This window comes from Nocardioides faecalis, from assembly GCF_018388425.1.
Classification (GTDB): Bacteria; Actinomycetota; Actinomycetes; order Propionibacteriales; family Nocardioidaceae; genus Nocardioides; species Nocardioides faecalis.
On sequence record NZ_CP074406.1, the window covers coordinates 1,397,691 to 1,423,926 of the forward strand.

General features: G+C 71.2%; 23 protein-coding genes. 10 read left to right on the forward strand and 13 right to left on the reverse strand.

The genetic code is table 11. From position 1 onward, the window contains the following. Positions 1–74: 74 nt before the first annotated feature. The 4 genes from KG111_RS06490 (at position 75) to KG111_RS06505 (ending at position 2,790) form a co-directional block, all read left to right on the forward strand. Positions 75–719, forward strand: a complete 645-nt coding sequence (locus tag KG111_RS06490; RefSeq protein WP_205291562.1) for a zinc metalloprotease — start codon at positions 75–77, stop codon at positions 717–719. A gap of 156 nt (positions 720–875) precedes the next feature. Further along, entirely contained in the window at positions 876–1,481 is a 606-nt protein-coding gene (locus tag KG111_RS06495) for a hypothetical protein (RefSeq protein ID WP_205291561.1), read from the forward strand. A 21-nt stretch (positions 1,482–1,502) separates the two neighbouring features. After that, positions 1,503–1,691, forward strand: coding sequence for a hypothetical protein (locus KG111_RS06500; protein ID WP_205291560.1), 189 nt, complete (start codon positions 1,503–1,505; stop codon positions 1,689–1,691). A 112-nt stretch (positions 1,692–1,803) separates the two neighbouring features. Continuing rightward, positions 1,804–2,790, forward strand: a complete 987-nt coding sequence (locus KG111_RS06505; protein ID WP_205291559.1) for an aldo/keto reductase — start codon at positions 1,804–1,806, stop codon at positions 2,788–2,790. A 27-nt stretch (positions 2,791–2,817) separates the two neighbouring features. Here KG111_RS06505 and KG111_RS06510 read toward each other — a convergent pair whose 3' ends face one another. The 8 genes from KG111_RS06510 to KG111_RS06545 all read right to left on the reverse strand — a co-directional run bounded on the left by KG111_RS06510 (position 2,818) and on the right by KG111_RS06545 (position 14,003). Further along, positions 2,818–3,495, reverse strand: a complete 678-nt coding sequence (locus KG111_RS06510; protein ID WP_205291558.1) for a response regulator — start codon at positions 3,493–3,495, stop codon at positions 2,818–2,820. After that, a complete protein-coding gene (locus tag KG111_RS06515) occupies positions 3,492–6,029 on the reverse strand; it encodes a sensor histidine kinase (protein WP_249666330.1) in 2,538 nt (845 codons plus the stop codon). The genes KG111_RS06510 and KG111_RS06515 overlap by 4 nt, the downstream gene beginning before the upstream one ends. Before the next feature lie 2 nt (positions 6,030–6,031). Further along, positions 6,032–6,646 (reverse strand): potassium-transporting ATPase subunit KdpC, encoded by a 615-nt coding sequence (kdpC, locus tag KG111_RS06520; protein ID WP_205291557.1) that lies wholly within the window; start codon positions 6,644–6,646, stop codon positions 6,032–6,034. Between the two features lie 13 nt (positions 6,647–6,659). Beyond that, positions 6,660–8,657, reverse strand: a complete 1,998-nt coding sequence (gene kdpB, locus KG111_RS06525) for a potassium-transporting ATPase subunit KdpB (RefSeq protein WP_213450043.1) — start codon at positions 8,655–8,657, stop codon at positions 6,660–6,662. 86 nt (positions 8,658–8,743) lie between these two features. After that, on the reverse strand, positions 8,744–10,408 hold the full coding sequence (kdpA, locus tag KG111_RS06530; RefSeq protein ID WP_205291555.1) for a potassium-transporting ATPase subunit KdpA: 1,665 nt from the start codon (positions 10,406–10,408) through the stop codon (positions 8,744–8,746). Positions 10,409–10,633: 225 nt separating this feature from the next. Further along, positions 10,634–11,473, reverse strand: a complete 840-nt coding sequence (locus KG111_RS06535) for a transglutaminase family protein (protein WP_240195750.1) — start codon at positions 11,471–11,473, stop codon at positions 10,634–10,636. Positions 11,474–11,478: 5 nt separating this feature from the next. Then, positions 11,479–12,432: an alpha-E domain-containing protein gene (locus KG111_RS06540; protein ID WP_205291553.1), complete on the reverse strand. Its 954-nt coding sequence runs from the start codon at positions 12,430–12,432 to the stop codon at positions 11,479–11,481. Beyond that, on the reverse strand, positions 12,432–14,003 hold the full coding sequence (locus KG111_RS06545) for a circularly permuted type 2 ATP-grasp protein (protein ID WP_205291552.1): 1,572 nt from the start codon (positions 14,001–14,003) through the stop codon (positions 12,432–12,434). The genes KG111_RS06540 and KG111_RS06545 overlap by 1 nt, the downstream gene beginning before the upstream one ends. 77 nt (positions 14,004–14,080) lie before the next feature. Between KG111_RS06545 and KG111_RS06550 the strand changes: the two genes are divergently transcribed. The 4 genes from KG111_RS06550 (at position 14,081) to KG111_RS06565 (ending at position 16,874) form a co-directional block, all read left to right on the forward strand. Continuing rightward, positions 14,081–14,344: a hypothetical protein gene (locus KG111_RS06550; protein ID WP_240195697.1), complete on the forward strand. Its 264-nt coding sequence runs from the start codon at positions 14,081–14,083 to the stop codon at positions 14,342–14,344. Between the two features lie 13 nt (positions 14,345–14,357). Next, positions 14,358–14,663, forward strand: coding sequence for a hypothetical protein (locus KG111_RS06555; protein WP_205291551.1), 306 nt, complete (start codon positions 14,358–14,360; stop codon positions 14,661–14,663). 85 nt (positions 14,664–14,748) lie between these two features. Further along, the gene (locus KG111_RS06560) at positions 14,749–15,312 is read left to right on the forward strand and encodes an HhH-GPD-type base excision DNA repair protein (protein WP_205291550.1); all 564 of its coding nucleotides are present in this window, start codon (positions 14,749–14,751) and stop codon (positions 15,310–15,312) included. A gap of 260 nt (positions 15,313–15,572) precedes the next feature. Beyond that, positions 15,573–16,874 carry an RNA polymerase sigma factor gene (locus KG111_RS06565; RefSeq protein WP_240195696.1) on the forward strand — a complete coding sequence of 434 codons (1,302 nt, stop codon included), beginning with the start codon at positions 15,573–15,575 and terminating at the stop codon, positions 16,872–16,874. 144 nt (positions 16,875–17,018) lie between these two features. Here the strand turns inward: KG111_RS06565 and KG111_RS18230 are convergent, their stop codons facing one another. Then, positions 17,019–17,255 carry a DUF7455 domain-containing protein gene (locus tag KG111_RS18230; RefSeq protein WP_372440161.1) on the reverse strand — a complete coding sequence of 79 codons (237 nt, stop codon included), beginning with the start codon at positions 17,253–17,255 and terminating at the stop codon, positions 17,019–17,021. Positions 17,256–17,573: 318 nt separating this feature from the next. Here KG111_RS18230 and KG111_RS06575 point away from each other — a divergent pair, with 318 nt between their 5' ends. After that, positions 17,574–19,637: a DNA gyrase/topoisomerase IV subunit B gene (locus KG111_RS06575; RefSeq protein ID WP_205291582.1), complete on the forward strand. Its 2,064-nt coding sequence runs from the start codon at positions 17,574–17,576 to the stop codon at positions 19,635–19,637. Between the two features lie 190 nt (positions 19,638–19,827). Then, positions 19,828–20,259 carry a hypothetical protein gene (locus KG111_RS06580; RefSeq protein ID WP_205291547.1) on the forward strand — a complete coding sequence of 144 codons (432 nt, stop codon included), beginning with the start codon at positions 19,828–19,830 and terminating at the stop codon, positions 20,257–20,259. A 234-nt stretch (positions 20,260–20,493) separates the two neighbouring features. Here KG111_RS06580 and KG111_RS06585 read toward each other — a convergent pair whose 3' ends face one another. From KG111_RS06585 to KG111_RS06600, 4 genes are all read right to left on the reverse strand, one after another. Continuing rightward, entirely contained in the window at positions 20,494–20,988 is a 495-nt protein-coding gene (locus tag KG111_RS06585) for a beta-class carbonic anhydrase (protein ID WP_205291546.1), read from the reverse strand. Positions 20,989–20,998: 10 nt separating this feature from the next. After that, positions 20,999–22,744, reverse strand: a complete 1,746-nt coding sequence (locus tag KG111_RS06590) for an MFS transporter (protein ID WP_249666331.1) — start codon at positions 22,742–22,744, stop codon at positions 20,999–21,001. A 173-nt stretch (positions 22,745–22,917) separates the two neighbouring features. Further along, complete coding sequence (locus KG111_RS06595; protein WP_205291544.1) at positions 22,918–23,640, reverse strand: LppX_LprAFG lipoprotein; 723 nt, start codon at positions 23,638–23,640, stop codon at positions 22,918–22,920. A 5-nt stretch (positions 23,641–23,645) separates the two neighbouring features. After that, positions 23,646–26,162, reverse strand: coding sequence for a DNA gyrase/topoisomerase IV subunit A (locus tag KG111_RS06600; protein WP_205291543.1), 2,517 nt, complete (start codon positions 26,160–26,162; stop codon positions 23,646–23,648). Positions 26,163–26,236: the final 74 nt, after the last annotated feature.

Below are 26,236 nucleotides of genomic sequence, written 5' to 3' on the forward strand. Positions count from 1 at the left end.
AAAACGGGGGTATGTTTTTCGCCACGGGTAGCACAGTTCGATCTTGCGCAAGCACAACCGGAGGATCACGCCGAATGCCTAACATCAACGAAACTGTGCAGGAGCCCCTCCCCAAGCAGCGCAAGCTCCGGGTCATGGTGGCGTGCGTTTCCGCCGTCGCCTTCTCCGTCGCGGCGGGCACACTGGCCCCAGAACCGTCAAAGGCCAATCCCCTAGGTGGAAAGTGGAGGAACCCGAGTTACACCTACTTCAGCCAGCTCAACGGCTACTCCGGCTACGACAGCCCTGTCACCTCAGCAGCAGCGGGGTGGACCAAGTTCGGCGGGTTCACCATCTCGGCGGTTTCAGCTACGTCGGCCACGGTTTCCGTGGCCGTCAACAACTACGGACCGACCGATTGGCTTGGGATTGGGACGCCCGGCCCGAGCCACTCTTCGGGCACATATACGTACGGGTCAATCAAAATAAACGCCGGCTGGCTGAACAGGAGGCATTTCAACTGCCTGCTCCCAGATCACTCGACGTGCACGTATGCGGCGGACACCTCAGCAAAGAAGAAGTGCGTCGTCGTCCACGAGATGGGTCATGTCATTGGCCTGGCTCACACGTCCGCAGGGAGCAACAAGGTCATGAACGTAGACCACGGGCAAGGATGTCACGTCAAGGGGCTCACTAACCCGACTTCCTACGACAAGAATGACGTCGCGGAGATCTACTGAGCGGTCGAGCCGCGAGCGCTGCCCCGTTGCCAGGATCCGTCGAAGTCGACCTTCCCGGACTGCCGTGGACGAGTGCCACTATCTAGACATCTACATCACGACTTCGCCAGGCATCTGGCAGGGCTGGGTCACTTCGGAAAGTCGGGGGAATTCACGATGCGCACCAGAATCACTCGTTGCTGGATCGCTGCACCCGCCCTACTGCTGGGGTTTTCCGCTTGCGGGGTCGACACGCAGGCGCCGACCGCTGATCGCGAGTCGTCGCCAGAGGTCCCGGTGCGGATAGCCCAGGCTAGCCTCGCTTCGGGCGTCAGCACGGTCACCGAGCTTGTCTCCACGGCGCAGGCAACGGTCCTCGCCACGGCGGGGGAATCCGTCGAGGAACCGCTCGCCATGGATCCGACCATCGTGATGACGACCCAGGAGTTCACGGTCGACAAGGCGCTGTCTGGTCTCGCCGGCGAGAAGGCCGTGAAGGTCAAGTTCACCGGTGGGCTCGTCACCGCGGGAACCAAAGAGCCGTACCGCCTGCAGCTGGAAGGCCAGCCACCGTTCGAGAAGGGCCACCAGTACTTCCTCGCGTTGTTGGGCCCCGGCGAGGATGGGACGTACGGGGTCCTCGGTGGCGCGCAGGGTCGCTACGAAGTCGCCGACGGCGTCCTCCACGCCGTAGCCGGCACCGACGAAGACGCTGTTGTCTCCCTCATCGACGGCACGAAGGTCCCAGACACGACCCGCGAGCTCGCTGCCCTCGACCGTTAGTGGCTCAAGGCTTCTGGCGACGTGGTTGGGGAGACGTTCCTGGTGGCGCCGGATGGTCGCGGCGGGACGTCGTACACCTGGCTCACGGGACCGAATGACGGCTACAGCTTCGGCTCCAGTCCCGCCGCCGAGACGGTCGAGCAGCACGGCGAGCACATCCGGGACTTCCTAGCGATGATCGATCCGCAGACTGGCTACGTCGGCGGCTGAGCCGACGTCACGGGCCGCGGCGGAGCGCGGTGAACGGCCCGGCGGTGGGGGCGGAAACAGTCCTAGACTCGACTGAATGCCCGCCCGGGCCCGCACGTGAAGGAGAGAAGCGATGGAGCCACGCATCCTCGGCACCCAGGGACTCGAGGTCTCCCCGCTCGGCCTCGGCTGCATGGGCATGAGCCAGAGCTTCGGACCGCGCCCACCGCGGGCGGAGATGATCGACTTCCTGCGCGCGGCGGTCGACCGGGGCGTCACCCTGTTCGACACCGCCGAGGTCTACGGGCCGTTCCACAACGAGGAGCTCGTCGGCGAGGCGCTGGCTCCCGTGCGCGACCAGGTCGTCATCGCCACCAAGTTCGGGTTCGTCTTCGACGAGGACGACCAGAGCACCGTCTCCAGCCGGCCCGAGCACATCCGCGCGGCCGTCGACGGCTCCCTGCGCCGGCTGAGCACCGACGTCATCGACCTGCTCTACCAGCACCGGGTCGACCCGCAGGTGCCGATCGAGGATGTCGCCGGCACCGTCAAGGAGCTGATCGAGGCCGGCAAGGTGCGCCACTTCGGCCTCTCCGAGGCCGGCGTCGACCGGATCCGCCGCGCCCACGCGGTGCAGCCGGTGACCGCGTTGCAGAGCGAGTACTCGTTGTTCTGGCGCGAGCCCGAGGAGCAGATCCTGCCCGTGCTCGACGAGCTCGGCATCGGCTTCGTGCCGTTCAGCCCGCTCGGCCGCGGCGCGCTGACCGGGCAGGTCACCACGCAGACCGAGTTCGGCGACGGCGACATCCGCGCCACCCTGCCGCGCTTCCAGCAGGAGGCGCTGGCCGCCAACCTCGCCCTGGTCGACGAGGTACGCCGCGTCGCCGAACGCTGCGACGCCACCGTCGGCCAGGTCGCGCTGAGCTGGCTGCTCGCGCAGCGACCCTGGCTCGTGCCCATCCCCGGCACCCGCAGCCTGACCCGGCTGGAGGAGAACCTCGGCGCGGCCGCCGTCGAGCTCAGCGCCGACGACCTGGCCGAGCTCGACCACGCCTCCGCCACGATCGAGGTGCGCGGCGAGCGGTACCCCGAGGCGATGCAGCGGATGATCGACCGCTGAGCGGTCCCGCCGCTGAGCCCCTTCGGCTCACGGCTCGAGGGTGTAGCCCAGCCCCGGCGAGGTGATCAGGTGCCGCGGGTGCGCCGGGTCGTCCTCCAGCTTGCGGCGCAGCTGGGCGGCGTAGACCCGCAGGTAGTGCGACTCGTGCTCGTACGCCGGGCCCCACACCTCCCGCAGCACCTGCTCGCGGGTCACCAGGCGGCCCATGTTGCGGGCCAGCAGCTCCAGGAAGGCCCACTCCGTCGGCGTCAGCCGCACCTCGGCCCCGTCGCGCGTCACCCGCTTGCGGGCCAGGTCGACCTCCAGGGATCCCGCGGTGACCACCGCGTCGGTGGGAGAGGCCGACTGCCCCCGTCGTACGGCGGCGCGCAGCCGCGCCAGCAGCTCGTTCATCGCGAACGGCTTGGTCACGTAGTCGTCCGCACCCAGGTCGAGCGCCTCGACCTTGTCCTCACCGTGCTGGCGCGCCGAGAGCACCACGATCGGCACCGACGTCCAGCCGCGCAGCCCGGCGATCACCTCGGTGCCGTCCAGGTCCGGCAGCCCCAGGTCCAGTACGACGACGTCGGGTCGCTCCGCGGCCGCCGCCTCCAGCGCGGAGCGGCCGTCGGCGGCCGTGACCACCTCCCAGCCGTGCGCGCGCAGGTTGATCGCCAGTGCCCGGGCCAGCGCCGGCTCGTCGTCGACGACCAGCACCTTGCTCATCCCGCCCCCTCCGGTGGCCCCGCCCCATCGAGAGCGCCCGGGGTGTCCGGGTGCGCCCGCGGCACGGTGAGCACCATGGTCAGTCCACCGCCGGGGGTGTCCTCGGCGCTCAGCGTGCCGCCCAGCGCGGTGCTCAGCCCGCGTGCCACCGCCAACCCGAGGCCCAGCCCGCCCTCGGAACCGTCCCCGAGGCGCTGGAAGGGGTCGAACATCTGCTCGCGCTGGCCCGGTGGCACTCCCGGCCCGCGGTCGACCACGAGGATCTCGATGACCTCGGGCAGCACGTGCGCCAGCACCCGCACCGGCTCGCCGTGTGAGACCCGGACCGCGTTGCCCACCACGTTGGCCACCACCCGCTCCAGCAGCCCGGCGTCGGTGCGCACCAGTGGCAACGACTCGTCCACGTCGAGCACCACAGCACCCGGCGGGTGGCCGGCCACCGCCAGCGGCAGCACCTCCTCCAGGCTGCGCTCGCGCAGCGTGGGGTGCAGCAGCCCGGACTCGACCCGGGACAGGTCGAGCAGGTTGTCGATGAGCCGCTCCAGCTGGTCGGTGGCGGACTCCGTCACCGCGACGAGCTCCTTGACCTCCTCGGGCGCCAGCCCGCCGGAGCTCAGGCCGTCGACCGCCGTGCGCATCGTGGCCAGCGGAGTGCGCAGGTCGTGGGAGACCGCGCGCAGGATCGCGGTGCTCGTCGCCTCGGCCCGTTCCAGGGTCGCCGCCCGCTCGTCACGCTCGCGCAGCCGGCGGTACTCCAGCACCAGACCGGTCTGGACCGCGAACGCCTCCAGCACCCGCCGGTCCACGGCGCGCAGCGGCGGTCCGCACAACGCGATCACGTGGTCGTCGTCGATCGGCACCCGGGTGTCGGCCTCCTCCGGCGTGAGCACCGGCTCGGCCCCCGACGTGGCCAGCACGCTCCAGCCCGCCGGGCCGCGGGTGAGCAGGGAGGCGCAGCGCTGCCCGAAGGTCTCCCGCAGCCGGGTGACCACCGCCTCCGCGGTGTCCTGGCCGGTGAGCACCGAGCGGGACAGGGAAGCCATCGTGGCGGCCTCTGCGCGGGCGCGGGCGGCGTCCGAGGTGCGCCGCGAGGCCCGGTCCACCACGCTGGCCACACCGACGGCGACGGCGACGAAGACGACGAGCGCGACCAGGTTCAACGGGTCGCCGATCCTCAGCCCGTTCACCGGGGGAGTGAAGAACCAGTTGAGCAGCACGAACCCGCCCAGCGCCGCCACCAGCGCCGGCAACAGCCCGCCGACGAGCGCGACCAGCACGGTGACGGCGAGGAACAGCAGCACGTCCAACGGCAGCTGGTCGGGGTCCTGGGGCAGCCGCAGCACCCCGGCCAGCAGCAACGGCAGCAGCACCGACAGCATCAGCCCCGCCACCTGTCGGCTGCGGCTCAGCGGCGAGGCGTACGGGCGCGGCCGGGCGACGTCGGCGCCCTTCTCGTGCGTGACGAGGTGGACGTCGACCGGCCCGGCGAGCGAGGCGATGCGCTCACCCGTCGTACCGCGCAGCAGCCGGCGCAGGCGTCCGTGCCGGGAGATGCCCACGACGATCATCGAGGCGTTGGCACCGGAGGCGAAGTCGACCACCGCCTGGGCCACGTCCTCGCCGACGACGGTGTGGAAGGTGCCGCCCAGCGCCGCGCTGAGCTGCTGGGCGCGTTCCACCCCGCCCTGCTGCGGCGTGGTCACCAGGCCGTCGTTGACGAGCACGTGCAGCGCCAGCAGCTCCGCGCCCGCCGCGCGCTGCGCCAGCCGCGCCCCGCGGCGCAGCACGGTCTCGCTCTCGGCGCCGTCGGTGACCGCGACGACGATGCGCTCCTTGGTCGGCCACGGCTGGTCGATGCGGTGCTCGCGGCGGTACACGTCCAGCGCGTCGTCGACCCGGTCCGCCAGCCACAGCAGCGCCAGCTCGCGCAGCGCGGTCAGGTTCCCCACCCGGAAGTACGACGCCAGCGAGGCGTCGATCTGGTCGCCCTTGTAGATGTTGCCGTGTGCCATCCGGCGGCGCAGCGCGTCGGGGGGCATGTCGACGAGCTGGATCTGCTCGGCGGTCCGCACCACCTCGTCGGGCACCGTCTCGCGCTGGCGCACCCCGGTGATCCGGTACACCTCGTCGTTGAGCGACTCCAGGTGCTGGATGTTGACCGTGGTGACCACGTTGATCCCGGCGCGGCGGATCAGCTCGACGTCCTCGGCCCGCTTCTCCCGAGCGCTTCCGGGCACGTTGGTGTGCGCCAGCTCGTCCACGCAGACCACCGCGGGGCGGCGGGCCAGGATCGCCTCGGTGTCCATCTCTGTGAAGACCGAGCCGCGGTGGGTGACCTCCCTGCGGGCGACCACCTCCAGACCGTCGAGCCTGGCCGCGGTCTGCTCGCGGCCATGGGTCTCGACGTACCCGACGACCACGTCGGTGCCGCGCTCGCAGCGGCGGCGGGCCTCGTCGAGCATGGCGAAGGTCTTCCCGACGCCGGGTGCGGCGCCGAGGTAGACGGTCAGCCGACCCCGGCGAGGCTCCTCCACGGTCACGATCCTGCCAGCCTCCGCACCGCGATGTTGAGCTCCAGCACATTGACCCGCGGTTCGCCCAGCACCCCCCACGTGCGGCCACTGGTGTGCTCGGCGACCAGCCGCTCCACCTCGACCTCGGCGAGGTCGTTGGCCCGCGCCACCCGCGGCACCTGCAGGGCGGCGTAGGTCGGCGAGATGTCGGGGTCCAGCCCCGAGCCCGACGCGGTCACCGCGTCCGGCGGCACGGTGCCGGCGGCGACGTCCTCGAGCTCGGCGATCGCCGTACGACGCTCGAGGATCGCCGCCACCAGGTCGGTGTTGCTCGGCCCGAGGTTGGAGCCGTAGCTGGCGAGCATGTCGTAGCCGTCGCCGGCCGCGGAGGGCCGGTTGAGGAACAGCGCCTCGTCGTCGCTGGGCTGGCCGATGAGCACCGAGCCGACCGCCTCGTCGGCGTCGGTGGTGTGCGCGCCGCTGGCGGTGACCAGGGAGCCGTTCGCCTGCCAGGGCAGCGCGACCTGGGCGATGCCGGTGAGGGTGAGCGGGTAGGCGACGCCGAGCAGCAGTGTCAGCACGGCGAGCAGTCGCAGGCCGGCCAGGCTCTGGCGGAACAGGGTGTAGAGGTCGTTCATGGTTCTTCTCTCCTCACAGACCGGGGACGAGCGAGACGACGAGGTCGATCAGCTTGATCCCGACGAACGGGGCCACCAGGCCGCCGAGGCCGTAGACGGCCAGGTTGCGGCGCAGCAGCGCGGTGGCCGACGCGGGCCGGTACTTCACGCCGCGCAGCGCCAGCGGGATGAGCAGGACGATGATCAGCGCGTTGAACACCACCGCCGAGATCACCGCCGACTCGGGGCTGGACAGCCGCATCACGTTGAGCACGGCGAGCCCTGGGAACGCCACCATGAACATCGCGGGCAGGATCGCGAAGTACTTCGCCACGTCGTTGGCGATGGAGAACGTGGTCAGCGCTCCGCGGGTGATGAGCAGCTGCTTGCCGATCTCGACGATCTCGATGAGCTTGGTCGGGTCGGAGTCGAGGTCGACCATGTTGCCGGCCTCCTTGGCCGCGCTCGTGCCCGTGTTCATCGCGACACCGACGTCGGCCTGGGCCAGTGCGGGCGCGTCGTTGGTGCCGTCGCCGCACATGGCGACCATCCGTCCGCCCTCCTGCTCACGGCGGATCAACCGCATCTTGTCCTCCGGGGTGGCCTCGGCGAGGAAGTCGTCGACGCCGGCCTCGGCGGCGATCGCGGCCGCCGTGACCGGGTTGTCGCCGGTGATCATCACCGTGCGGATGCCCATCGCGCGCAGCTCGGCGAAGCGCTCGCGGATGCCCTCCTTGACGACGTCCTTGAGGTGGATGACGCCCAGCACCCGGGCCGGGGCGTCGCCGCGGCACTCGGCCACCACCAGCGGCGTGCCGCCGCTGCTGCTGACCTTGTCCACCAGCTCGTCCAGCCCCTGGTCCTCGGTGTCCGGCGCGCCGCCGTGCTCGGCCACCCAGGCCGCCACGGCGGTGCCGGCGCCCTTGCGGATGCTGACCCCGTCGACGTCGACGCCGCTCATCCGGGTCGAGGCGGAGAAGGCGACCAGCTCCGCGCCGCTGGGCACCGCGCGGCGCCCCCCGACGAGATCGACGATGCTGCGGCCCTCCGGTGTCTCGTCGGCCAGCGAGGACAGCAGGCACGCCTCCGCGAGCTCGTCGGCCTCCACCCCGGGCACCGGCATCAGCTCGGCGGCGCGGCGGTTGCCGTAGGTGATCGTGCCGGTCTTGTCGAGCAGCAGCACGTCGATGTCGCCGGCGGCCTCCACCGCCCGTCCGGACATGGCCAGCACGTTGCGCCGCACCAGCCGGTCCATCCCGGCGATGCCGATCGCGGAGAGCAGCGCACCGATCGTGGTCGGGATCAGGCACACCAGCAGCGCGGTGAGCACGATCGGCGACTGCCGGGCGTCGCTGTAGTCGGCGACGAAGGCGAGCGAGCCCACGACCACCACGAAGATCGCGGTGAGCGCGGAGAGCAGCACGTTGAGCGCGATCTCGTTGGGCGTGCGCTGCCGCTCGGAGCCCTCGACCAGGGCGATCATCCGGTCCACGAAGGACTGCCCCGGATCGTTGGTGACCCGTACGACGATCCCGTCGGAGAGCACGACCGTGCCACCCGTGACGGCGCAGCGGTCACCGCCGGACTCGCGGATCACCGGCGCGGACTCGCCCGTCACCGCGGACTCGTCGACCGAGGCGATCCCCGCCACCACGTCGCCGTCGGCGGGGATGCGCTCGCCGACGCCGACCGCGACGAGGTCGCCGGCGCGCAGCGACGCGCTGGGCACGTCCTCGACCGGCAGCTCGTCGAGCCTGATGTCGCTCGCCGAGGATGCGTGGGCCGCAGGGGAGGACGGGGCCGCGGAGCCGGCGGGGGAGAGGGCACCGCGCACCCGGTGGGCGACGGTCTCGGTCTGCAGGGCACGCAGGCTGGCTGCCTGCGCCTTGCCGCGGCCCTCGGCGACCGACTCGGCCAGGGTGCCGAACAGCACGGTCAGCCAGAGCCAGACGGTGACGATCCAGCCGAGCACGCTGGGGTCGAGCACCGCCAGCACGGTGGTGGTCAGTGCGCCGAGCTCGACGACCAGCAGCACCGGGGTCTGCAGCAGGGCACGCGGGTCGAGCTTGGCGAGCGCGCCGGGCAGCGCGCCCGGCAGGTCGATGGTGGACGAGACGTTCATGACAGGGACTCCGCGATCGGGCCGAGAGCAAGGACGGGGACGTAGGTGAGGCCGACCACCACCAGCGCCACGCCGGTGAGCAGCGCGACGAACAGCGGTCGGTGGGTGGGCAGGGTGCCGGCGCTGGGGGGCAGCCGGCGCTGGGCGGCGAAGCGGCCGGCCAGGGCGAGCACGAGCACGATCGGCACGAACCGGCCGAGCAGCATCAGCAGGCCCAGCAGGGTGTTCCAGAACGGTGTGCCGGAGGTCAGCCCGCCGAACGCGGAGCCGTTGTTGCTCGCCGCCGACGTCACGGCGTACAGCGCCTCGGAGAGACCGTGCGTGCCGTCCTCCTGCAGTCCGGCGAGGCCGGCGTCGGCACTGATCGCCAGCGCGATGCCGGCGAGCACCAGCACCGGGGTGGCCAGCACGTAGCACGCGACGAGCACGACCTCGCGCTGGCCGATCTTCTTGCCGAGGTACTCCGGGGTGCGCCCGACCATCAGCCCGGCCAGGAAGACGGTGACGATGGCCAGCATCAACATGCCGTACAGGCCCGAGCCGACCCCGCCCGGAGCGATCTCGCCCAGCATCATGTTGAACAGCGCCACGCCGCCGCCCGGGGCGGTCAGCGAGTCGTGCATGGCGTTGACGGCGCCGGTCGAGGTGCCGGTGGTCGCGGCGGCGTACAGCGCGGAGGCGGCGGTGCCGAACCGGACCTCCTTGCCTTCGAGCGCTCCACCGGCCGCTTCCGGCGCCAGGCCGGGCCCGGCGAGCTCGGCCCAGGTCAGCAGCGCCACGGCCGTGGTGAGCAGGACCGCCATCACCGACAGCACCGCCGCACCCTGGCGCCGGTCGCGCACGATCAGGCCGAAGGCCCATGCCATCGCGAACGGGATGAGCAGCATCAAGAAGATGTGCAGCAGGTCGGTGAACGGGGTCGGGTTCTCGAACGGGTGCGCGGCGTTCACGTTGTAGAAGCCGCCGCCGTTGGTGCCCAGCTGCTTGATCGCCTCCTGGCTGGCCACCGGCCCGCCGGTGACCTGCTGGGTGTCGCCGGACAGCGTGGTCACCGCCCGGGTGGACAGCAGGTTCTGCGTCGCGCCGCACGCGATCAGCAGCACCGTGGAGACCACCGCCACCGGCAGCAGCACCCGCAGGGTGCCACGGACCAGGTCGGCCCAGAAGTTGCCCACCCGGCCGCTCTCGCCGGAGCGGCCCAGGCCGCGGGCGAAGGCGGCAGCCACGGCCATGCCGACCGCGGCGGAAACGAAGTTCTGCACCGTCAGCCCGGACATCTGCAGCAGATGGCCCGCGGTGGACTCACCCGAGTACCACTGCCAGTTCGTGTTGGTCACGAAGCTGACCGCGGTGTTCCAGGCACCGTCGGCGGGCAGGCCGAGGTAGCCCAGGCTCAGGGGCAGGTGCTCCTGCAGCCGGCCGAGCGCGAAGAGGAGCAGCACGCCGACCAGGGAGAAGCCCAGCACGGAGCCGGTGTAGGTCCTCCAGTGCTGGTCGGCGTCGGGGTCCAGGCGCAGCACCCGGTAGAGCCCGCGCTCCACCCTCAGGTGTTTCGGGGAGGTGTAGGTGTGGGCCAGGTAGCGCCCCAGGAGGGGCACGGCAAGTGCCAGCGCCGCGACGAGCAGCGCGATCTGGCCGAGGGCGGGGCCGAGGCTGCTCACTTCGACAGCCTCCGGTCGAGGAGGCCGGCGGCGAGCGCGAGCAGGGCGAACAGGACCAGGGTCAGGGAGACATAGAGGAGGTCGGACACGGCCCCAGGTCTAGGGGTCGCGGCCGGTCGCGGGGGCTGTCGTTGACGGTTCCTTGACGGTGCGGGCACCCGCCCTGACGGAACCCTGACACCGGACGGCACCGGGCGGCACCGGGCGGGCCCGACCGGCGGAGGCTCAGCTGATCCGGGTGACCTCGACCCGCACGTCCAGGTCCGCGGTCGCGGCGCCGGAGTAGATCCCGCGCAGCGGCGGCACGTCGCGGTAGTCGCGGCCGTGGCCGATCGCGACGTAGCGGTTGTCCGGGGCCGCGCCGGTGCAGGGGTCGAACCCGACCCAGCCGTCGTCCCACCACTCCAGCCACGCCCGGGAGTCGCCGGCCACCGTCTCGCCGATGACCGGGTCGGCCACGGGGTGCACGTAGCCGGAGACGTAGCGGGCGGGGATGCCGAGCGAGCGCAGCCCCCCGATCGTCAGGTGGACCAGGTCCTGGGCCACGCCGGCGCGCTGGGTCCAGGCGTCGGCGGCGGGCGACTCGACGTGCGTGGCACCGGGCAGGAACTCGATCTCGGCCGCGACCAGCCGGCAGATCTCGATCGCCGCCTCCCCGGGCAGCGCGGTCTCCTCCCGCAGCCGCCCCACGTGGGTGGCGAAGTCCACGGGCGGCAGCACGAGGTCGCCGAGCACGAGGTACTCCGTCCAGCGGTCGGCGACCTCGCGCTCGCCGTACGCCTCCCACTTCGAGGTCGGCGACGGGAAGGGGGAGCGGTCGACCTGGACCGTCGACGTCGCGGTCACCGTCATCGCGTCGTGCGGGTCGACCACCTCGAAGGCGGTCACCACGCTGCCGAAGTAGTCGGTGTAGGTGGAGGTCCACGGCTTCGGGCTGACGTCGAGGCGGTGGTGCACCACGATCTGGTCGGGCGTGGTCACCGGCGTCATCCGCGCCTGGTTGTACGACGCCACGGCCCGCCCGTCATAGGCGTACTCCGAGGTGTGCACGATCCGCAGCTGCATCGGGCTCACGCGCCGACCCCCTTCCAGGCCAGGGCCTCGGCACCGGCGAAGTAGCGCCGGCTGATCGCGTCCGTGGCCGCCGCGCAGGTGCGCTGCAGCCGCTCCATCTCCGCGGGCAGGTCGTCGAGCAGGTCCGGCAGTGCCCGGTACTCCAGCTCCGCACGCACCCGCCCCAGCAGCCGGTGCGCCTCGTCCTGGAAACCGGCCCGGCGGGGATCGCCGTTGAGGTTGTCCAGCGCCTGCTCGGCCCGGTCCAGGGAGAACACCACCGAGCGGGGGAACAGCCGGTCCAGCAGCAGGAACTCCGCTGCCGCCCGGTCGGTCTCCACCCCGCGGTAGGTGCGCAGGAACGCGTCGTAGGAGCCCGAGGCCCGCAGCGCCGAGGTCCAGTGGTCCGCAGCCCCCGACAGCGCCGTGGTGGCCACCAGCCGCGACGTCATGTCGGCGCGCTCGATGGTGCGGCCCAGCATGATGAACTGCCAGCTCTCGTCGCGGGTCATGGTGGCGTCCGCGGTGCCGGTGATCAGTGCCGCCCGCTCGCGCACCCACTGGAAGACGTACGGCGGCCGCAGCGTCAGGAAGTGCCCCGAGGGGATCGGGCGCCAGCTGGTGTTGATGACCTCCCACAGCGGCACGGTCAACGTCTCCCGCGCACCGCGCGCGGCCTCGCGGGCCGAGCCCAGCACGGCGGCGATCGAGCTCGGGCTGGCCGGGTCGTAGAGAAGCACCCGGTGCACCTGCTCGATCGTGACCGGCCCGGACATGTCGATGCCGAACCCGGCGGCCTCGCCCGGCTCGACGCCCATCGAGGACAGCAGGTCGCGGCAGGTCTGCGTCTCGTCGACCGAGCCGTCCTCCAGCAGCAGCTGGGTCTGCACGTCGAGGATGCGCGCGGTGTCGTCGGCGCGCTCGATGTAGCGGCCGATCCAGAACAGCGACTCCGCGATCCGGCTCAGCATCACTCCACCTCCCCGACGGTGACCTGCGACTGCGACTGCGACTGGCCGTTGGACTGGCCGTTGGACTGGCCGTTGGACTGGCCGTTGGACTGAACCTGCGACTGGGGCTGGTCCTGGCTCTGCAGCTGCTCCTGGGTGGGCCCGGCCAGCACCCAGGTGTCCTTGGTGCCGCCGCCGCGCGAGGAGTTCACGATCAGCTCGCCCTTGGCCAGCGCCACCCGGGTCAGCCCACCGGGCAGCACCCAGACCCGGTTGCCGTCGTTGACCGCGAACGGCCGCAGGTCCACGTGGCGCGGACCCAGCTCGCCGTCGACGAACGTGGGCACCGTGGACAGCTGCACCACCGGCTGCGCGATCCAGGCGCGCGGGTCTTGGAGCACCTTGGTGCGCAGCTCGTCCAGCTCGGCCCGGGTCGCGCGCGGGCCGATCACGATGCCCTTGCCGCCGGAGCCGTCGACCGGTTTGACCACCAGCTCGTCGAGGCGGTCCAGCACCTCCTCGCGCGCCTGCGGCTCCCCGCACCGCCAGGTGTCGACGTTGCGGATCACCGGGTCCTCACCCAGGTAGTACCGGATGACGTCGGGCATGTAGGTGTAGACCAGCTTGTCGTCGGCCACGCCGTTGCCGACCGCGTTGGCGATCGTCACGTTGCCCGCACGGGCTGCGTCGATCAGCCCCGGGCAGCCCAGCATCGAGTCGGCGCGGAAGTGCACCGGGTCCAGGAACTCGTCGTCGACGCGGCGGTAGATCACGTGCACCGGCGCCAGGCCCTTGGTGGTGCGCATCATCACCTCGCCGCGGCGACACACCAGGTCACGGCCCTCGACCAGCTCCACGCCCATCGTGCGGGCCAGCAGGGTGTGCTCGAAGTAGGCGCCGTTGTAGACCCCCGGCGTCAGCACGACCACCGTCGGGTCGGCCACCCCGGCCGGCGCCGCGGCCCGCAGCGCCGCCAGCAGCCGCTGCGAATAGCTGGCCACCGGCCGGATCCGGTGCTGGGTGATCGTCTCCGGCAGCGCCGCGGAGATGGCCCGGCGGCTGGTCATCACGTACGAGACGCCCGAGGGCACCCGCACGTTGTCCTCCAGCACCCGAAACTCGCCGTTGTTGTCACGGATCAGGTCGATGCCCGAGACGTGCACCCGCACCCCGTTGGCCGGGCGCACCGTCGCGGCCGCGCGGTGGAAGTGCGAGCTGGTGGTGACCACCGCGCGCGGCAGCACGCCGTCGTCGAAGATGCGCCCGGCGTCGTACACGTCGGCCAGGAGGGCCTCGAGCGCCTGCACCCGCTGCTGCAGGCCCCGCTCGATCACCGACCACGTGTCCATCTCGATCACCCGCGGCAGGATGTCGAGCGGCATCGCCCGCTCCTCGCCACCGATGTCGAACGTGATGCCCTGGTCCAGGTAGCTGGCCTGCAGCGCCTCCACCCGGCTGATCAGCTCGGGGGTGCTCATCTTGTCCAGGGAGTCCCGCAGCCGCAGGTACGGCGGACGCAGGCGGGCGTCGCCGTCGAACATCTCGTCGTAGGCCGGACCGGACGTTCCGTAGCCCTCGAACATCGTGCTCATGGGCGGACCCTACCGACGCCACGTGACGCCGGTGTTGCCGGCGGTGACGCTTCGTCGCTGCGGGGTAGTTTCACCTCATGGCCTACTGGTTCTGCCTCACGCACCGCACCGTCGAGGGCGCCGCGGGGTGCCCCAACAAGGACCGGCTCGGTCCCTACGACACCGAGACCGAGGCGGCGCGGGCGCTGGAGAGGGCCGCCGAGCGGACGGCCGCCTGGGACAACGACCCGGACTGGAACGACGACGCGGGCGACGCGGGCGACGCGGGCGACGCGGGCGACGCGGGCGACGCGGGCGACGCGGGCGACGCGGGTGGCCCGTCGGGGCCCAGCGGCGCCTGAGGTCCGCGCTCTCGTGCTGCTCTCACGTCGCCGCCGGGTGCGGGCCGTCGCGGTCGACCCTGCCACCGGTGAGGTCATCTCGCCGTGGCCCTTCGTCGGGCTCGTCATGGTCGTCTCGTCGTTCTTCCTCTATGCCGCCTCGGGCCTGCTTGCGCCGGTCTGGGCGGTGGTGCTGCTGCTGCTCACCTGGCTGGTGATGTTCGCGCTGTGCTTCGTCTGGTGGAGGCCTTACCCCAAACGGGTGGTCGCACTCGGGGTCCTCTCCTTCGTCTGGTGGTTCGTCGCGGTCGTCACCGGCGGCGTGCTGCTGGACTGGTGAGCCCGGCCGTCGTAGCCCCCGGATCCGGTGTCCGCGCCGGAGGCGGGCGTTGGGACGGACCGGACGCTGAGGCATCCTTGGAGGCATGGCGATCCACATCACCGACGACCCGGCGGCCGACGAGCTGCTGACGACGAACCCCTTCGCCCTGCTCGTCGGGATGATGCTGGACCAGCAGTACCCCATGGAGCACGCCTTCGCCGGGCCGCAGAAGGTCGCCACCCGCCTCGGCGGTTTCGACCCCGCCGAGATCGCCGCCGTGGACCCCGAGAAGTTCGCGGCGCTGTGCTCCACCACGCCGGCCATCCACCGGTTCCCCGGCTCGATGGCCGCCCGGCTGCAGGAGCTGGCCCGCATCGTCACCGAGGAGTACGGCGGTGACGCGTCCCGTATCTGGACCGAGGCCGCCGACGCCAAGGACCTGGCCAAGCGGCTCCAGGCGCTGCCGGGCTTCGGGGCGCAGAAGGTGAAGATCTTCGTCGCGCTGCTCGCCAAGCAGCGCGACGTCCGGCCTGCGGGCTGGGAGAAAGTGGCTGGTGACTACGCGCTGGACGGGTACCGCTCCGTCGCGGACGTCGTCGACCCGGCGTCGCTGCAGAAGGTGCGTGACTACAAGAAGGCCAAGAAGGCGGAGGCGAAGGCGGGGTAGCCCCAGATGCGGCCAGGTTTCAGGCTGCATGTCAGAATGTCGAAGCGGTCTTGACGCCTCCGGGCTGGGCCGTGCCCAAGATCCAGTTGCATCGAGAGGTGTTCGTGTCCTCGAACCGTTCGGTCCCACCAGACGTGCTGACGCACCCCGCTATCGCCGCGCTCCTCGAGCGTGGTGCACCCACGGGTCGAGTCACCGCGGAGGAGGTACGGCAGGCGTGTGCGGCCGCTGAGGTCGTCCCAGCCCACCTCAAGGGCCTGATGGCTCACCTCTCCGCCCAGGGCATCTCCGTCGAGCTCGGCTCGCCCGTCGAGCAGCGCGCCGTGGCCGCTGCGGCGCGCAAGTCGGCGGCGACCACCGCCTCGACGGCGAAGAAGCCTGCCGCCAAGAAGGCTGCCGCCCCGGCGAAGAAGGCTGCCGCGAAGGCGAAGCCCGAGGTCGTCGACCTCGGTGCCGCCGCTCCCGCGGCGCCCGTGGTGGGCGCGGACGGCAAGAAGGTGCTGCCGGACATCCCTGACGAGGAGTTCGAGAAGGCCGTCGCCGTCGACCCCACCATCAAGGAGGCCGAGGAGGAGGCCACCGCCACCTCGTCGTTCGTCGTGTCCGCCGCGGACGAGACCGACGAGCCCGCGCAGCAGGTCATGGTGGCCGGTGCCACCGCCGACCCGGTCAAGGACTACCTCAAGCAGATCGGCAAGGTCCCGCTGCTCAACGCGGAGATGGAGGTCGAGCTCGCCAAGCGGATCGAGGCCGGCCTCTTCGCCGAGGAGAAGCTCGCCAAGGGCGGCAAGATCTCGCCGAAGCTCCACGAGGAGCTGGAGTGGATCGCCGAGGACGGCCGCCGCGCCAAGAACCACCTGCTCGAGGCCAACCTGCGTCTGGTCGTCTCCCTCGCCAAGCGCTACACCGGCCGCGGGATGCTGTTCCTGGACCTGATCCAGGAGGGCAACCTCGGTCTGATCCGCGCGGTGGAGAAGTTCGACTACACCAAGGGCTACAAGTTCTCCACCTACGCCACGTGGTGGATCCGCCAGGCCATCACCCGCGCCATGGCGGACCAGGCCCGCACCATCCGCATCCCGGTGCACATGGTCGAGGTCATCAACAAGCTTGCCCGGGTGCAGCGCCAGATGCTGCAGGACCTGGGGCGCGAGCCCACCCCGGAGGAGCTCGCCAAGGAGCTCGACATGACCCCGGAGAAGGTCGTCGAGGTCCAGAAGTACGGCCGCGAGCCGATCTCGCTGCACACGCCGCTCGGCGAGGACGGCGACTCCGAGTTCGGTGACCTCATCGAGGACTCCGAGGCCATCGTGCCTGCCGACGCGGTCAGCTTCACCCTGCTGCAGGAGCAGCTGCACGCGGTCCTCGACACGCTCTCCGAGCGTGAGGCCGGTGTGGTCTCCATGCGCTTCGGCCTCACCGACGGTCAGCCCAAGACCCTCGACGAGATCGGCAAGGTGTACGGCGTCACCCGCGAGCGGATCCGGCAGATCGAGTCCAAGACCATGTCGAAGCTGCGGCACCCGTCGCGCTCGCAGGTCCTGCGCGACTACCTGGACTGAGTCCGCACGGACCCAGCTCCCACATACACCCGCGGCTTCGGCCGCGGGTGTATGTCGTTGTCGGGGCGTCGTACCGGGTGTGCGCGGATGCGAAGAGCCCCGGGCGGCTGCCCGGGGCTCTTCGAAGGTTCGTGGTCGGTGGCGTCAGTCGACGGGGGTCGGCTTCTCGGTGAGCCGGTGGGTCTCGTCGTGGACATGGGCCGCGATCTCCTTGAGCTTGTCACCGTGCTCGCGAGCGTGGTGAGCGCAGAAGAGAAGCTCGCCACCGGTGGTGAGCTCTACGCGGAGGTAGGCCTGGGCACCACAACGGTCACAGCGATCCTCCGCGGTAAGCGGGGCACTGGGAGCAACGGTAGTCGTCATCTCGGGCCTCTCTTTCATCTCAACAACCCATTGAGGGTGCTGCCGGTTTCAACGTAGCCACTGGATCAAAGATTCCCGACTGCGTGTGTTCGATCCCACGTCGATCGTGCTGCCGTGGGAGTCACATCCAACCACCTCGGTGACCGGGGCCACCCGGTTTCCACGGCCTGGGACGTCCACGCTTCACCTCGTCGTACACCTCGGGGGGTCGATCCGACCGGTCACCGTGCCGGTGGCCACATCGTTGCGTGCTGCCGCCCGTGTGCCTGCATCGGGCTCCGGCGTGTCGCCGGTAGATTCGGACCCGCACACCCCCGTCATCCAGAGGAGCCGGTCATCGCCGACAACACCTACAACGCAGCCCACCTCCTGGTCCTCGAGGGACTCGAGGCCGTGCGGAAGCGTCCGGGTATGTACATCGGCTCCACCGACACCCGGGGGCTGATGCACTGCCTGTGGGAGATCATCGACAACGGCGTGGACGAGGCGCTCGGTGGCTTCGCGCATCGCGTCGAGGTGACCCTGCACCCCGACGACTCCGTCGAGGTGTACGACGACGGCCGCGGCATCCCGACCGACAAGGAGCCCAAGACCGGGCTCCCCGGCGTCGAGGTGGTGGCCACCAAGCTGCACGCCGGCGGCAAGTTCGGTGGCGGCTCCTACAACGCCACCGGCGGTCTGCACGGTGTCGGCCTGTCCGTGGTGAACGCGCTGTCGAGCCGGATGGACATCGACGTCGACCGCTCCCCGGCGCGCCAGGGCCTGAGCTTCCAGCGTGGCGTGCCCGGCGTCTTCGACGGCGAGGGGCCCGCCGCGGCCTTCACCCCGCAGTCCGGTCTGACCCGCAAGGGCGGACGGGTCGCCAAGGGCCGCACCGGCACCCGGATCCGGTTCTGGCCGGACCGCCAGATCTTCACCAAGGACGCCGACTTCGTGCTGGACGGCCTCATCGGCCGCGCCCGGCAGACCTCGTTCATCGTGCCCGGCCTCGAGCTGGTCATCCGCGACCTGCGCGGTGAGGTGCCGGTCGAGGAGAAGTTCCGCCACGACGGCGGCATCGGGGAGTTCTGCGACTTCCTCGCCTCCGACGACCCGGTCACCGACGTGCTGCGGCTCCAGGGCGCCGACACCTTCACCGAGACCGTGCCGCTGCTCGACGACAAGGGGCACATGACCCCCCAGGACGTCGAGCGTGAGCTCACGGTCGACGTCGCCGTGCGCTGGGGCACCGGCTACGACTCCGAGCTGCGCTCCTTCGTCAACGTGATCGCCACTCCCAAGGGCGGCACTCACGTCTCCGGGTTCGAGGCAGCCCTCACCAAGACGTTCAACGACGCGATGCGCGCCTCCAAGGCGCTCAAGGTCAACGACGACGACGTCGTCAAGGACGACATCCTCGAGGGCATGACCGCGGTCGTGACCGTGCGCCTGGCCGAGCCGCAGTTCGAGGGCCAGACCAAGGAGATCCTCGGCACCCCGGCCGCGCGGACCGTGGTGCGCAAGATCGTCGCGGCTCAGCTCAAGGAGTTCCTGACCTCCACCAAGCGGGCGGAGAAGGCGCAGGCCAAGCTGCTGATGGAGAAGGTCGTGGCGGCCTCCAAGACCCGCCTCGCCGCCCGTCAGCACAAGGAGACCCAGCGCCGCAAGAACGCGCTGGAGTCCTCCTCGCTGCCCGCGAAGCTGGCCGACTGCCGCGCGAACGACAACGAGCGCACCGAGCTGTTCATCGTCGAGGGTGACTCCGCGCTCGGCACCGCCAAGCTCGCCCGCAACGCCGAGTTCCAGGCGCTGCTGCCGATCCGCGGCAAGATCCTGAACGTGCAGAAGGCCTCCGTCGGCGACATGCTCAAGAACGCCGAGTGCGCCTCGATCATCCAGGTCGTCGGCGCCGGCTCGGGCCGCACCTTCGACCTCGACGCCCGGCGCTACGGCCGGATCATCTTCATGGCCGACGCCGACTCCGACGGCGCGCACATCCGCTGCCTGCTGGCCACGCTGTTCTTCAAGTACATGCCCGAGCTGGTCGCCGAGGGCCGCGTCTACACCGCGGTGCCGCCGCTGCACCGGATCGAGATCTCCAACCCGCGCAAGGGCCAGGAGAAGTACGTCTACACCTACTCCGACGCCGAGCTGCAGCGGAAGCTGGCGGAGCTGAAGAAGAAGAACGTGCGCTGGAAGGACCCGGTGCAGCGCTACAAGGGTCTCGGCGAGATGGACGCCGACCAGCTGGCCGAGACCACGATGGACCCGCGGCGTCGTACGCTGCGACGGCTCACCGTGGACGACGCCCAGGTCGCCTCCGAGGTGTTCGAGCTGCTCATGGGCTCCGAGGTCGCGCCGCGCAAGGAGTTCATCGTCCAGGGGGCCTACGAGGTCGACCTGGAGACGCTGGACGCCTGAGCAGGTCGTCGCTGCTCAGTTCACGCGCGGCAGGCGGACCCGCAGAAAGTGCGGCCGATACTGCAGCGGGTCAGCGAGCACCTCGCCGAAGTCGGTGCGGTTGCGGCTGTAGGAGACCACCATCGTGGCGTCGCGGGGATGGTGCCGGGTGGCGCGTGGGCCCGCAGGGGTGGCGTGGCAGGATCCGCAGGTGCCTGCCCGAGGCGGGGCGGGCCGCGCACGGACGGAGGACGGCATGACGGTGGCCCAGCAGCGAGTGGCGGTGGTGAAGGCGCTCAAGGCGCATGGCGCGAAGGCGCGCCGCGGGCACCTGCGGCTCACCGTCGGCGAGCTGCACTGGTACGTCGACCCGCTCGTCGAGGGCGTCGGTCAGCGCGCGGCGCTACGCCTGGAGGTCGGCTGCTGGAGCGCCCAGCTGCCGCCGGAGCCCGACGGCGGTGCCGTCGACTGCCCGCTGCTGCTCGACCTGCCCGTCGGTGACGACCCGGTCGGTGCCGTGGCCGACCTCGTGGCGCGGGTCGGCAGCATCGGCGACCTGCCCACCCTCGCCGTACGCCTCGAAGACCTGCCGGGCGCCCTCGTGGACCGCAAGCTGCGCGACCTGCTCGCCACCCAGCCCTGACCCGTCCCCGAGTTGTGACTTCCCGTCCCCCGAGTTGTGAGTTTTCGTCACCCGAGTCGTGACTTCCCGTCCCCCGAGTTGTGAGTTTTCGTCACCCGAGTCGTGACCTTCCGGATCTGACGGAAAGACACGACTCGACGGTCCGAACCTCACGATTCGGAGCCGGTATTTCACGAGTCGGCGAGCGGAAAGTCACGAGTCGGCGCGCGGGAACTCACGACTCGGCGAGGGGCGTCAGGCGTGCTGGGTGAGGAGGCCGCTGTCGACGTCGTAGATGAAGCCGCCGACCTTCACGGTGTCGGGGATCAGCGGGTGCGAGCGCACCTTGCGGACGTCCTCGTCGAGCGCGAGGCGCTGGTTGGGGATGACGTGGAAGGTGTGCCAGGTGACGTCCTGGCCGGTGGAGGCGCCGATCTTCTCGTGGATCTCGTCCTCGGTGCTCGCCGCCATCGCGCAGCGGGTGTGCGGGATCACCAGGATCCGGTCGACGTTCAGCAGGTGCACGCCGAGGACGAGCGCCTCCAGCGCGGCCTCGGTGACCCGGCCACCGGGGTTGCGGAAGATCTTCGCGTCACCGTGCTTGAGGCCGACCATCCGCAGCGGGTCGATGCGGGAGTCCATGCAGGTCACGATCGCCACACCGGCGTGTGCCTTGCCGTCGAATCCGCCGAGCTGGAAGTGGTCGGCGAACTCCTGGTTCGCCTTGAGGAGGTCGTCGAAATCGGTCATGGCGGCCAGATTATCCGGCGCTCCGCAACAGCTCGGCGGTGCCCACCGCGCGGGTCCGGTCCCGGCCCAGCACCGCGAGCGCCAGGGCCGCCGCGGCGAACGCGACGACGGCCGCGCCGACGAACACGGCGTGCTCCTGCACCATGCCGAGCTCACGCAGGCTGAGGGAGGGATCCTCGGCCTGGGCGGCGTAGAGGCGGCGCAGGCCCACCGTGGTCAGCGCCGAGATGCCGACGAGCATGCCGATCATCCGCGCCACCACGACGAGCGCGCTGGCCACGCCGTGGGTGTGGTCGTCGGTCGCGGCCAGGATGGCTGCGTTCACCGGCGCCAGCGCCAGACCGAAGCCGAGCCCGCCGAGCAGCAGCGGCCCGTTGGCGGCGAAGGTGTCCAGGCTGGTCGCGTCCCAGGCCGCCATGCCCAGGAACGCGACCCCGGCTGCGGTCATCCCGATCGCCGTCAGCACGCCGGGCGGCAGCAGCCGCAGCAGCCAGCCACCGAGGATCGCGCCCACCGGCAGCGCGGCCAGGAACCGCAGCAGCACCAGCGCAGCGCCCAGCTGGGAGTCCGGCTCGGTGGTGGTGCGGGCGAAGAGCGGGATGTCGACCAGGGCGGCGATGAGCGCCCAGCCGACCAGGAAGCTGACGAGCAGCGCACCCCAGGCCGGGGTGGGCCGCAGCGCGCCCCGCGGCACGATCGGCGCCTGCGCGGTGCGCAGGTGCGCCACCAGCAGGACCAGGGCGATCCCCGAGCCGGCCAGGAACCACGGGCCCTGCTCGGAGAACACCGCCACCTCGGGATCGGCGGTCGCAAAGGCCAGCACCACCCCGCCCAGGGCGGCTGCCAGCAGCAGGGCGCCGAGCAGGTCGGCGTCGAGCAGGTGGCGGTACCAGCTGCGCAGGTCGACCAGCGAGCGAGGCCAGCACCAGCAGCCGAGCAGGAACAGCACGAACGCGCCGACCGTGACCAGGCCCACCGGGGTCAACCACCGGCCGCCGCCGTCGGTGACCGGGATGAACAGCTGCCCCCAGGTCAGGTCGCGCTGGACCGAGGCGGGCTGGAGGAACGTGAGCAGCCCGGCGGCCAGCGTCACCCCGACCAACAGCAGTACGACGCCCCGCGCCGCCACGAGCGTGAACCGTCCGCCGTCCCGACGAGCCCCCGTGGCCCCGCCCGCCCCATCCGCAGCGCCCCCAGCGCCCCCAGCGCCGCGCCCGCGGGCGAGGACACCGACGGCGAGCAGGAGCAGCAGGCCGCCGGCGAGGTTGATCGCGAAGATGCCGCGCCAGCTCGTGAAGCCGAGCACGAGCGCACCGAAGAGCGGGCCGAGGACGCTGCCGAACTCCTGCACCGCCGAGACCAGGCCCAGCGGCAGGCCGCGGCGTTCGACGGGATAGATCGCGGCGACCAGCGACATCGTGGCCGGCACCAGCCCGCCGCCGCCGACGCCCTGGGCGAAGCGGCCGGCGACCATGCTCGGCAAGTCATAGCTGATCGCGGTGACCAGGGAGCCGAACGCGAAGAGCGCCAGCGACATCGCCAGCACCGGCACCTGGCCGCGCAGGTCCGCGATGCGGCCGATGAGCGGCAGCATCGCTATGTAGCCGAGCAGGAAGCCCGAGACGATCGGTGCCGCACGCTGCAGCTCGTCGATCGGGATGCCGACGCCGCCCATCATGTCGGGCAGGGCCAGCACCACCACATAGGTGTCGATCGCCGCGAAGGCCACCGCCACGGCACAGAACGTCAGCAGCACCCGGTCGCGGACCGTGGCGGGGGAGCCCGGACCCGAGGCGCCCGGACCCGACGAGCCCGGACCCGACGAGCCAGGACCCGACGAGCCAGGGCCTGAGGAGGCAGGGGGGACCACACCGGCCCCACCACCCTGCGGGGCGATGGGGCCGTCGGGCAGCGCGGCGTCGGGGCCGGTCATCGCGGTGCGGTGATGTCCTTGGTGACGCCGTACTCGGTGACGTCGATGGTGTAGGTCACCGACTCGGCGTCGGGGAAGAAGACGCCGGTCAGCCGCGCGGTGCGCAGCCGGCCGTCGTCGTCGACGGTGTAGGTGGCGTCGAAGGCGTCACCCTCGGCGCAGGGCAGGATCGAGCGGACCGCGTCACCGGTGGCGGTGCCGGAGTAGGTCTGGAAGGTCTCCTTGTTGTCCTTGCCGCCACGCTCACGCTTCCCGGTCTTCACGTCCTCGGTGCCGGTGAGCACGGTGGAGATGCCGGCGTCGGGGTCGAGCAGCAGGGCCGGGTCCGGTGCGCACAGGTCGGCGGGCTTGAACTGGTCGCTCCAGCCGCCCAGCAGTGCGTAGTTGATCCACATCGTGTCGTCGACGGAGATCACCGGAACGTCGGTGACCGGGATGCCGGAGACCGAGCCGTTCACCGTGCCCTCGAAGGCGGGCGGCTCGGCGATGACGGTGCCGGTCGCCGAGGACAGGTAGTCGACCCCGGGGTCGTCGTCGGTGCTCAGCCGCAGCGTCACGCCGCTGGTCTCGTCCAGCAGGTCGGCGGCCTTGGGGCCGGCCTCGGACCAGTCCCTGCTCGTGTCCTTCTCGCCGTCGTCGCCGGAGCAGGCGGACAGGGCGGTGAGGGTGAACGTTCCGGTCAGGAGCACGGCGGCGGCTCGGTGGCGTCGCGAGAACATGGGGCTCACCCTGGCATACCGTCGGTCGGTTCGGCGCCGGGTTCAGTCCTCGGTCCGGCGTCGGCGAGCGCCGTGGCCAGCGGTCCGGCGACGGCGGCGATCGGCTGGCTGACCGGGACGCCGGAGCCGTCGCGACGACCCTCGGCGGGCGGCAGGTCGACCGGCGCCCCGCTGGCCGCCGCGGCCCGGGCGGGCCCGGTGCCCGCCCAGGCGAAGACGAGGGTGTCCTCGCCCTTGAGGAAGCGGTGGCAGCGCACGCCGCCGGTGGCGCGGCCCTTGCCGGGGTACTCGGCGAAGTCGGTGACCTTGACCGAGCCCGGCTCGGTGCCGGGCAGCGCGGTGGCCGAGCCGGAGGAGGTGACCACCACCGCGCCCTCGGGCTCCAGGGCCCCGAACCAGACAGCCTTGGCCCCGGCAGCGAGCTTGATGCCCGCCATGCCGCCACCGGAGCGACCCTGAGGCCGCACGTTGGCGGCGCCGAAGTGCAGCAGCTGGGCGTCGGAGGAGATGAAGCACAGTTCCTCGGTGCCGGTGCGCAGCTCGACGGCGCCCACGACCTCGTCGCCGTCGGCGAGCCGGACCACCTCCCACTCGTCCTTGCCGAGCACCTCGGGGTTGACCCGCTTGACCACGCCCTGGCGGGTGCCGAGGGCCAGGCCCGGCCCCTCGTCGCTCAGCGAGGTCAGCGCCAGCGCCCGCTCGCCGGCGGCCAGCTCGAGCACCTCGGTCAGCGGCAGGCCGCCCTGCAGGTTCGGCTCGTTGGCCGACGGCGGGATGGCGGGCAGGTCGAGCACCGCGAGCCGCAGGAGTCGGCCCGCGGAAGTGAGCACCCCGATGTCGGCGCGGGCGGTGGTGCGCACCGCGGAGACCACCACGTCGTGGTTGGCCCGGCCGCCGCCGGTGCCGATCTGCTCGTCCGAGGTGGTGCGCGCCAGCAGCCCCGAGGAGGAGAGCAGCGCGAAGCACGGGTCGTCGGGGACCTCCAGCGACGCGGTCGCGGCGGCCACGGCGGTGGTGCCCGCGGACTCCAGCAGCACGGTGCGTCGCGGGGTGCCGAAGGTCTTGGCGACCTCGCCCAGCTCGTCGGAGACGACCTGCTTGAGCAGGCCCTCGTCGGCCAGGATCGCGTCGAGCTCCTCGATCTCGCGGCGCAGCTGCTCCTGCTCCTTCTCCAGCTCGATCCGGGAGAACCGGGTCAGCCGGCGCAGCTGCATCTCGAGGATGTACTCGGCCTGGAGCTGGGAGAGCTCGAAGACGCTCATCAGTCGCTCGCGCGCCGAGGCGGAGTCGTCGCTGGTCCGGATGACCTGGATGACCTCGTCGATGTCGATCAGCGCGAGCAGCAGGCCGTCGACGAGGTGCAGCCGGTCGGCCTTCTTGTTGCGCCGGAACTGCGAGCGGCGGCGGACCACCTCGTAGCGGTGGGTGAGGAAGACCTCGAGCAGCTCCTTGAGGCCCAAGGTGCGGGGCTGGCCGTCGACGAGCGCGACGTTGTTGATCCCGAAGGAGTCCTCCATCGGGGTGAGCTTGTAGAGCTGCTCGAGCAGCGCCTCGGGCACGAAGCCGTTCTTGATCTCGATCACCAGTCGCAGGCCGTTCTCGCGGTCGGTGAGGTCCTTCATGTCGGCGATGCCCTGGATCTTCTTGGCCTGGACCAGGGTCTTGATCCGCTCCATCACCTTCTCGGTGCCGATCCCGTAGGGCAGCTCGGTGACCACGATGCCCTTGCGGCGCCCGATGGTCTCGATCCGGGTGGTGGCGCGCATCTTGAACACGCCCCGGCCGGTCTCGTAGGCGTCGCGGATCCCGTCGAGACCGACGATCTTGCCGCCGGTGGGCAGGTCGGGGCCCGGGATGAACCGCATCAGGCCCTCGACGTCGGTCTTCGGGTGCTTGATCAGGTGGCGCAGCGCCTGGACCACCTCGACCAGGTTGTGCGGCGCCATGTTGGTCGCCATGCCCACCGCGATGCCCGTGGTGCCGTTGACCACCAGGTTCGGGATCGCCGAGGGCAGCACGGTGGGCTCGAACTCGCGGCTGTCGTAGTTCGGCTTGAAGTCGACGGTGTCCTCGTCGATCGAGTCCGTCATCACCACCGCGGGCGGCGCCATCCGCGCCTCGGTGTAACGCATCGCAGCCGGCGGGTCCTCGCCGCCGGGCGAGCCGAAGTTGCCGTGCCCGTCGACCATCGGCAGCCGCATGGCCCACGGCTGCGCGGTGCGCACCAGCGCGTCGTAGATCGCGCCGTCGCCGTGCGGGTGCAGCCGACCCATGACCTCACCGACGATGCGGGCGCACTTGGAGTGGCCGCGATCGGGGCGCAGCCCCATCTCGTTCATCGTGTACAGGATCCGGCGCTGCACCGGCTTCAACCCGTCGCGGGCGTCCGGCAGCGCCCGGGAGTAGATGACGGAGTACGCGTACTCCAGGAACGAGGTCTGCATCTCGTCCCGGATGTCGGTGTCGAGGATGTGCTCCTCGAAGTCCTCCGGGACGGGTTCGGACTTGGTACGACGGGCCATGGTGCCATTGTCGCGGGTACCTCCGCGCGATCCGCGGAGGTGGTCGGTCTGTCGTCGCGGCGACTGGTGACGGC

What these genes read in the sequence shown, in the direction of transcription:
- kdpC (WP_205291557.1), bottom strand. Translation starts at nt 6,646, where the DNA reads ATGAACGACCTCTACACCCTGTTCCGCCAGAGCCTGGCCGGCCTGCGA.
- KG111_RS06495 (WP_205291561.1), top strand. Translation starts at nt 876, where the DNA reads ATGCGCACCAGAATCACTCGTTGCTGGATCGCTGCACCCGCCCTACTG.
- KG111_RS06490 (WP_205291562.1), top strand. Translation starts at nt 75, where the DNA reads ATGCCTAACATCAACGAAACTGTGCAGGAGCCCCTCCCCAAGCAGCGC.
- KG111_RS06550 (WP_240195697.1), top strand. Translation starts at nt 14,081, where the DNA reads ATGGCCTACTGGTTCTGCCTCACGCACCGCACCGTCGAGGGCGCCGCG.
- KG111_RS06565 (WP_240195696.1), top strand. Translation starts at nt 15,573, where the DNA reads ATGGCTCACCTCTCCGCCCAGGGCATCTCCGTCGAGCTCGGCTCGCCC.
- KG111_RS06505 (WP_205291559.1), top strand. Translation starts at nt 1,804, where the DNA reads ATGGAGCCACGCATCCTCGGCACCCAGGGACTCGAGGTCTCCCCGCTC.
- KG111_RS06585 (WP_205291546.1), bottom strand. Translation starts at nt 20,988, where the DNA reads ATGACCGATTTCGACGACCTCCTCAAGGCGAACCAGGAGTTCGCCGAC.
- KG111_RS06545 (WP_205291552.1), bottom strand. Translation starts at nt 14,003, where the DNA reads ATGAGCACGATGTTCGAGGGCTACGGAACGTCCGGTCCGGCCTACGAC.
- KG111_RS06595 (WP_205291544.1), bottom strand. Translation starts at nt 23,640, where the DNA reads ATGTTCTCGCGACGCCACCGAGCCGCCGCCGTGCTCCTGACCGGAACG.
- KG111_RS06540 (WP_205291553.1), bottom strand. Translation starts at nt 12,432, where the DNA reads ATGCTGAGCCGGATCGCGGAGTCGCTGTTCTGGATCGGCCGCTACATC.
- KG111_RS18230 (WP_372440161.1), bottom strand. Translation starts at nt 17,255, where the DNA reads ATGAAAGAGAGGCCCGAGATGACGACTACCGTTGCTCCCAGTGCCCCG.
- KG111_RS06535 (WP_240195750.1), bottom strand. Translation starts at nt 11,473, where the DNA reads ATGCAGCTGCGGATCGTGCACACCTCGGAGTACGCCTATGACGGGCGG.
- KG111_RS06560 (WP_205291550.1), top strand. Translation starts at nt 14,749, where the DNA reads ATGGCGATCCACATCACCGACGACCCGGCGGCCGACGAGCTGCTGACG.
- KG111_RS06600 (WP_205291543.1), bottom strand. Translation starts at nt 26,162, where the DNA reads ATGGCCCGTCGTACCAAGTCCGAACCCGTCCCGGAGGACTTCGAGGAG.
- KG111_RS06510 (WP_205291558.1), bottom strand. Translation starts at nt 3,495, where the DNA reads ATGAGCAAGGTGCTGGTCGTCGACGACGAGCCGGCGCTGGCCCGGGCA.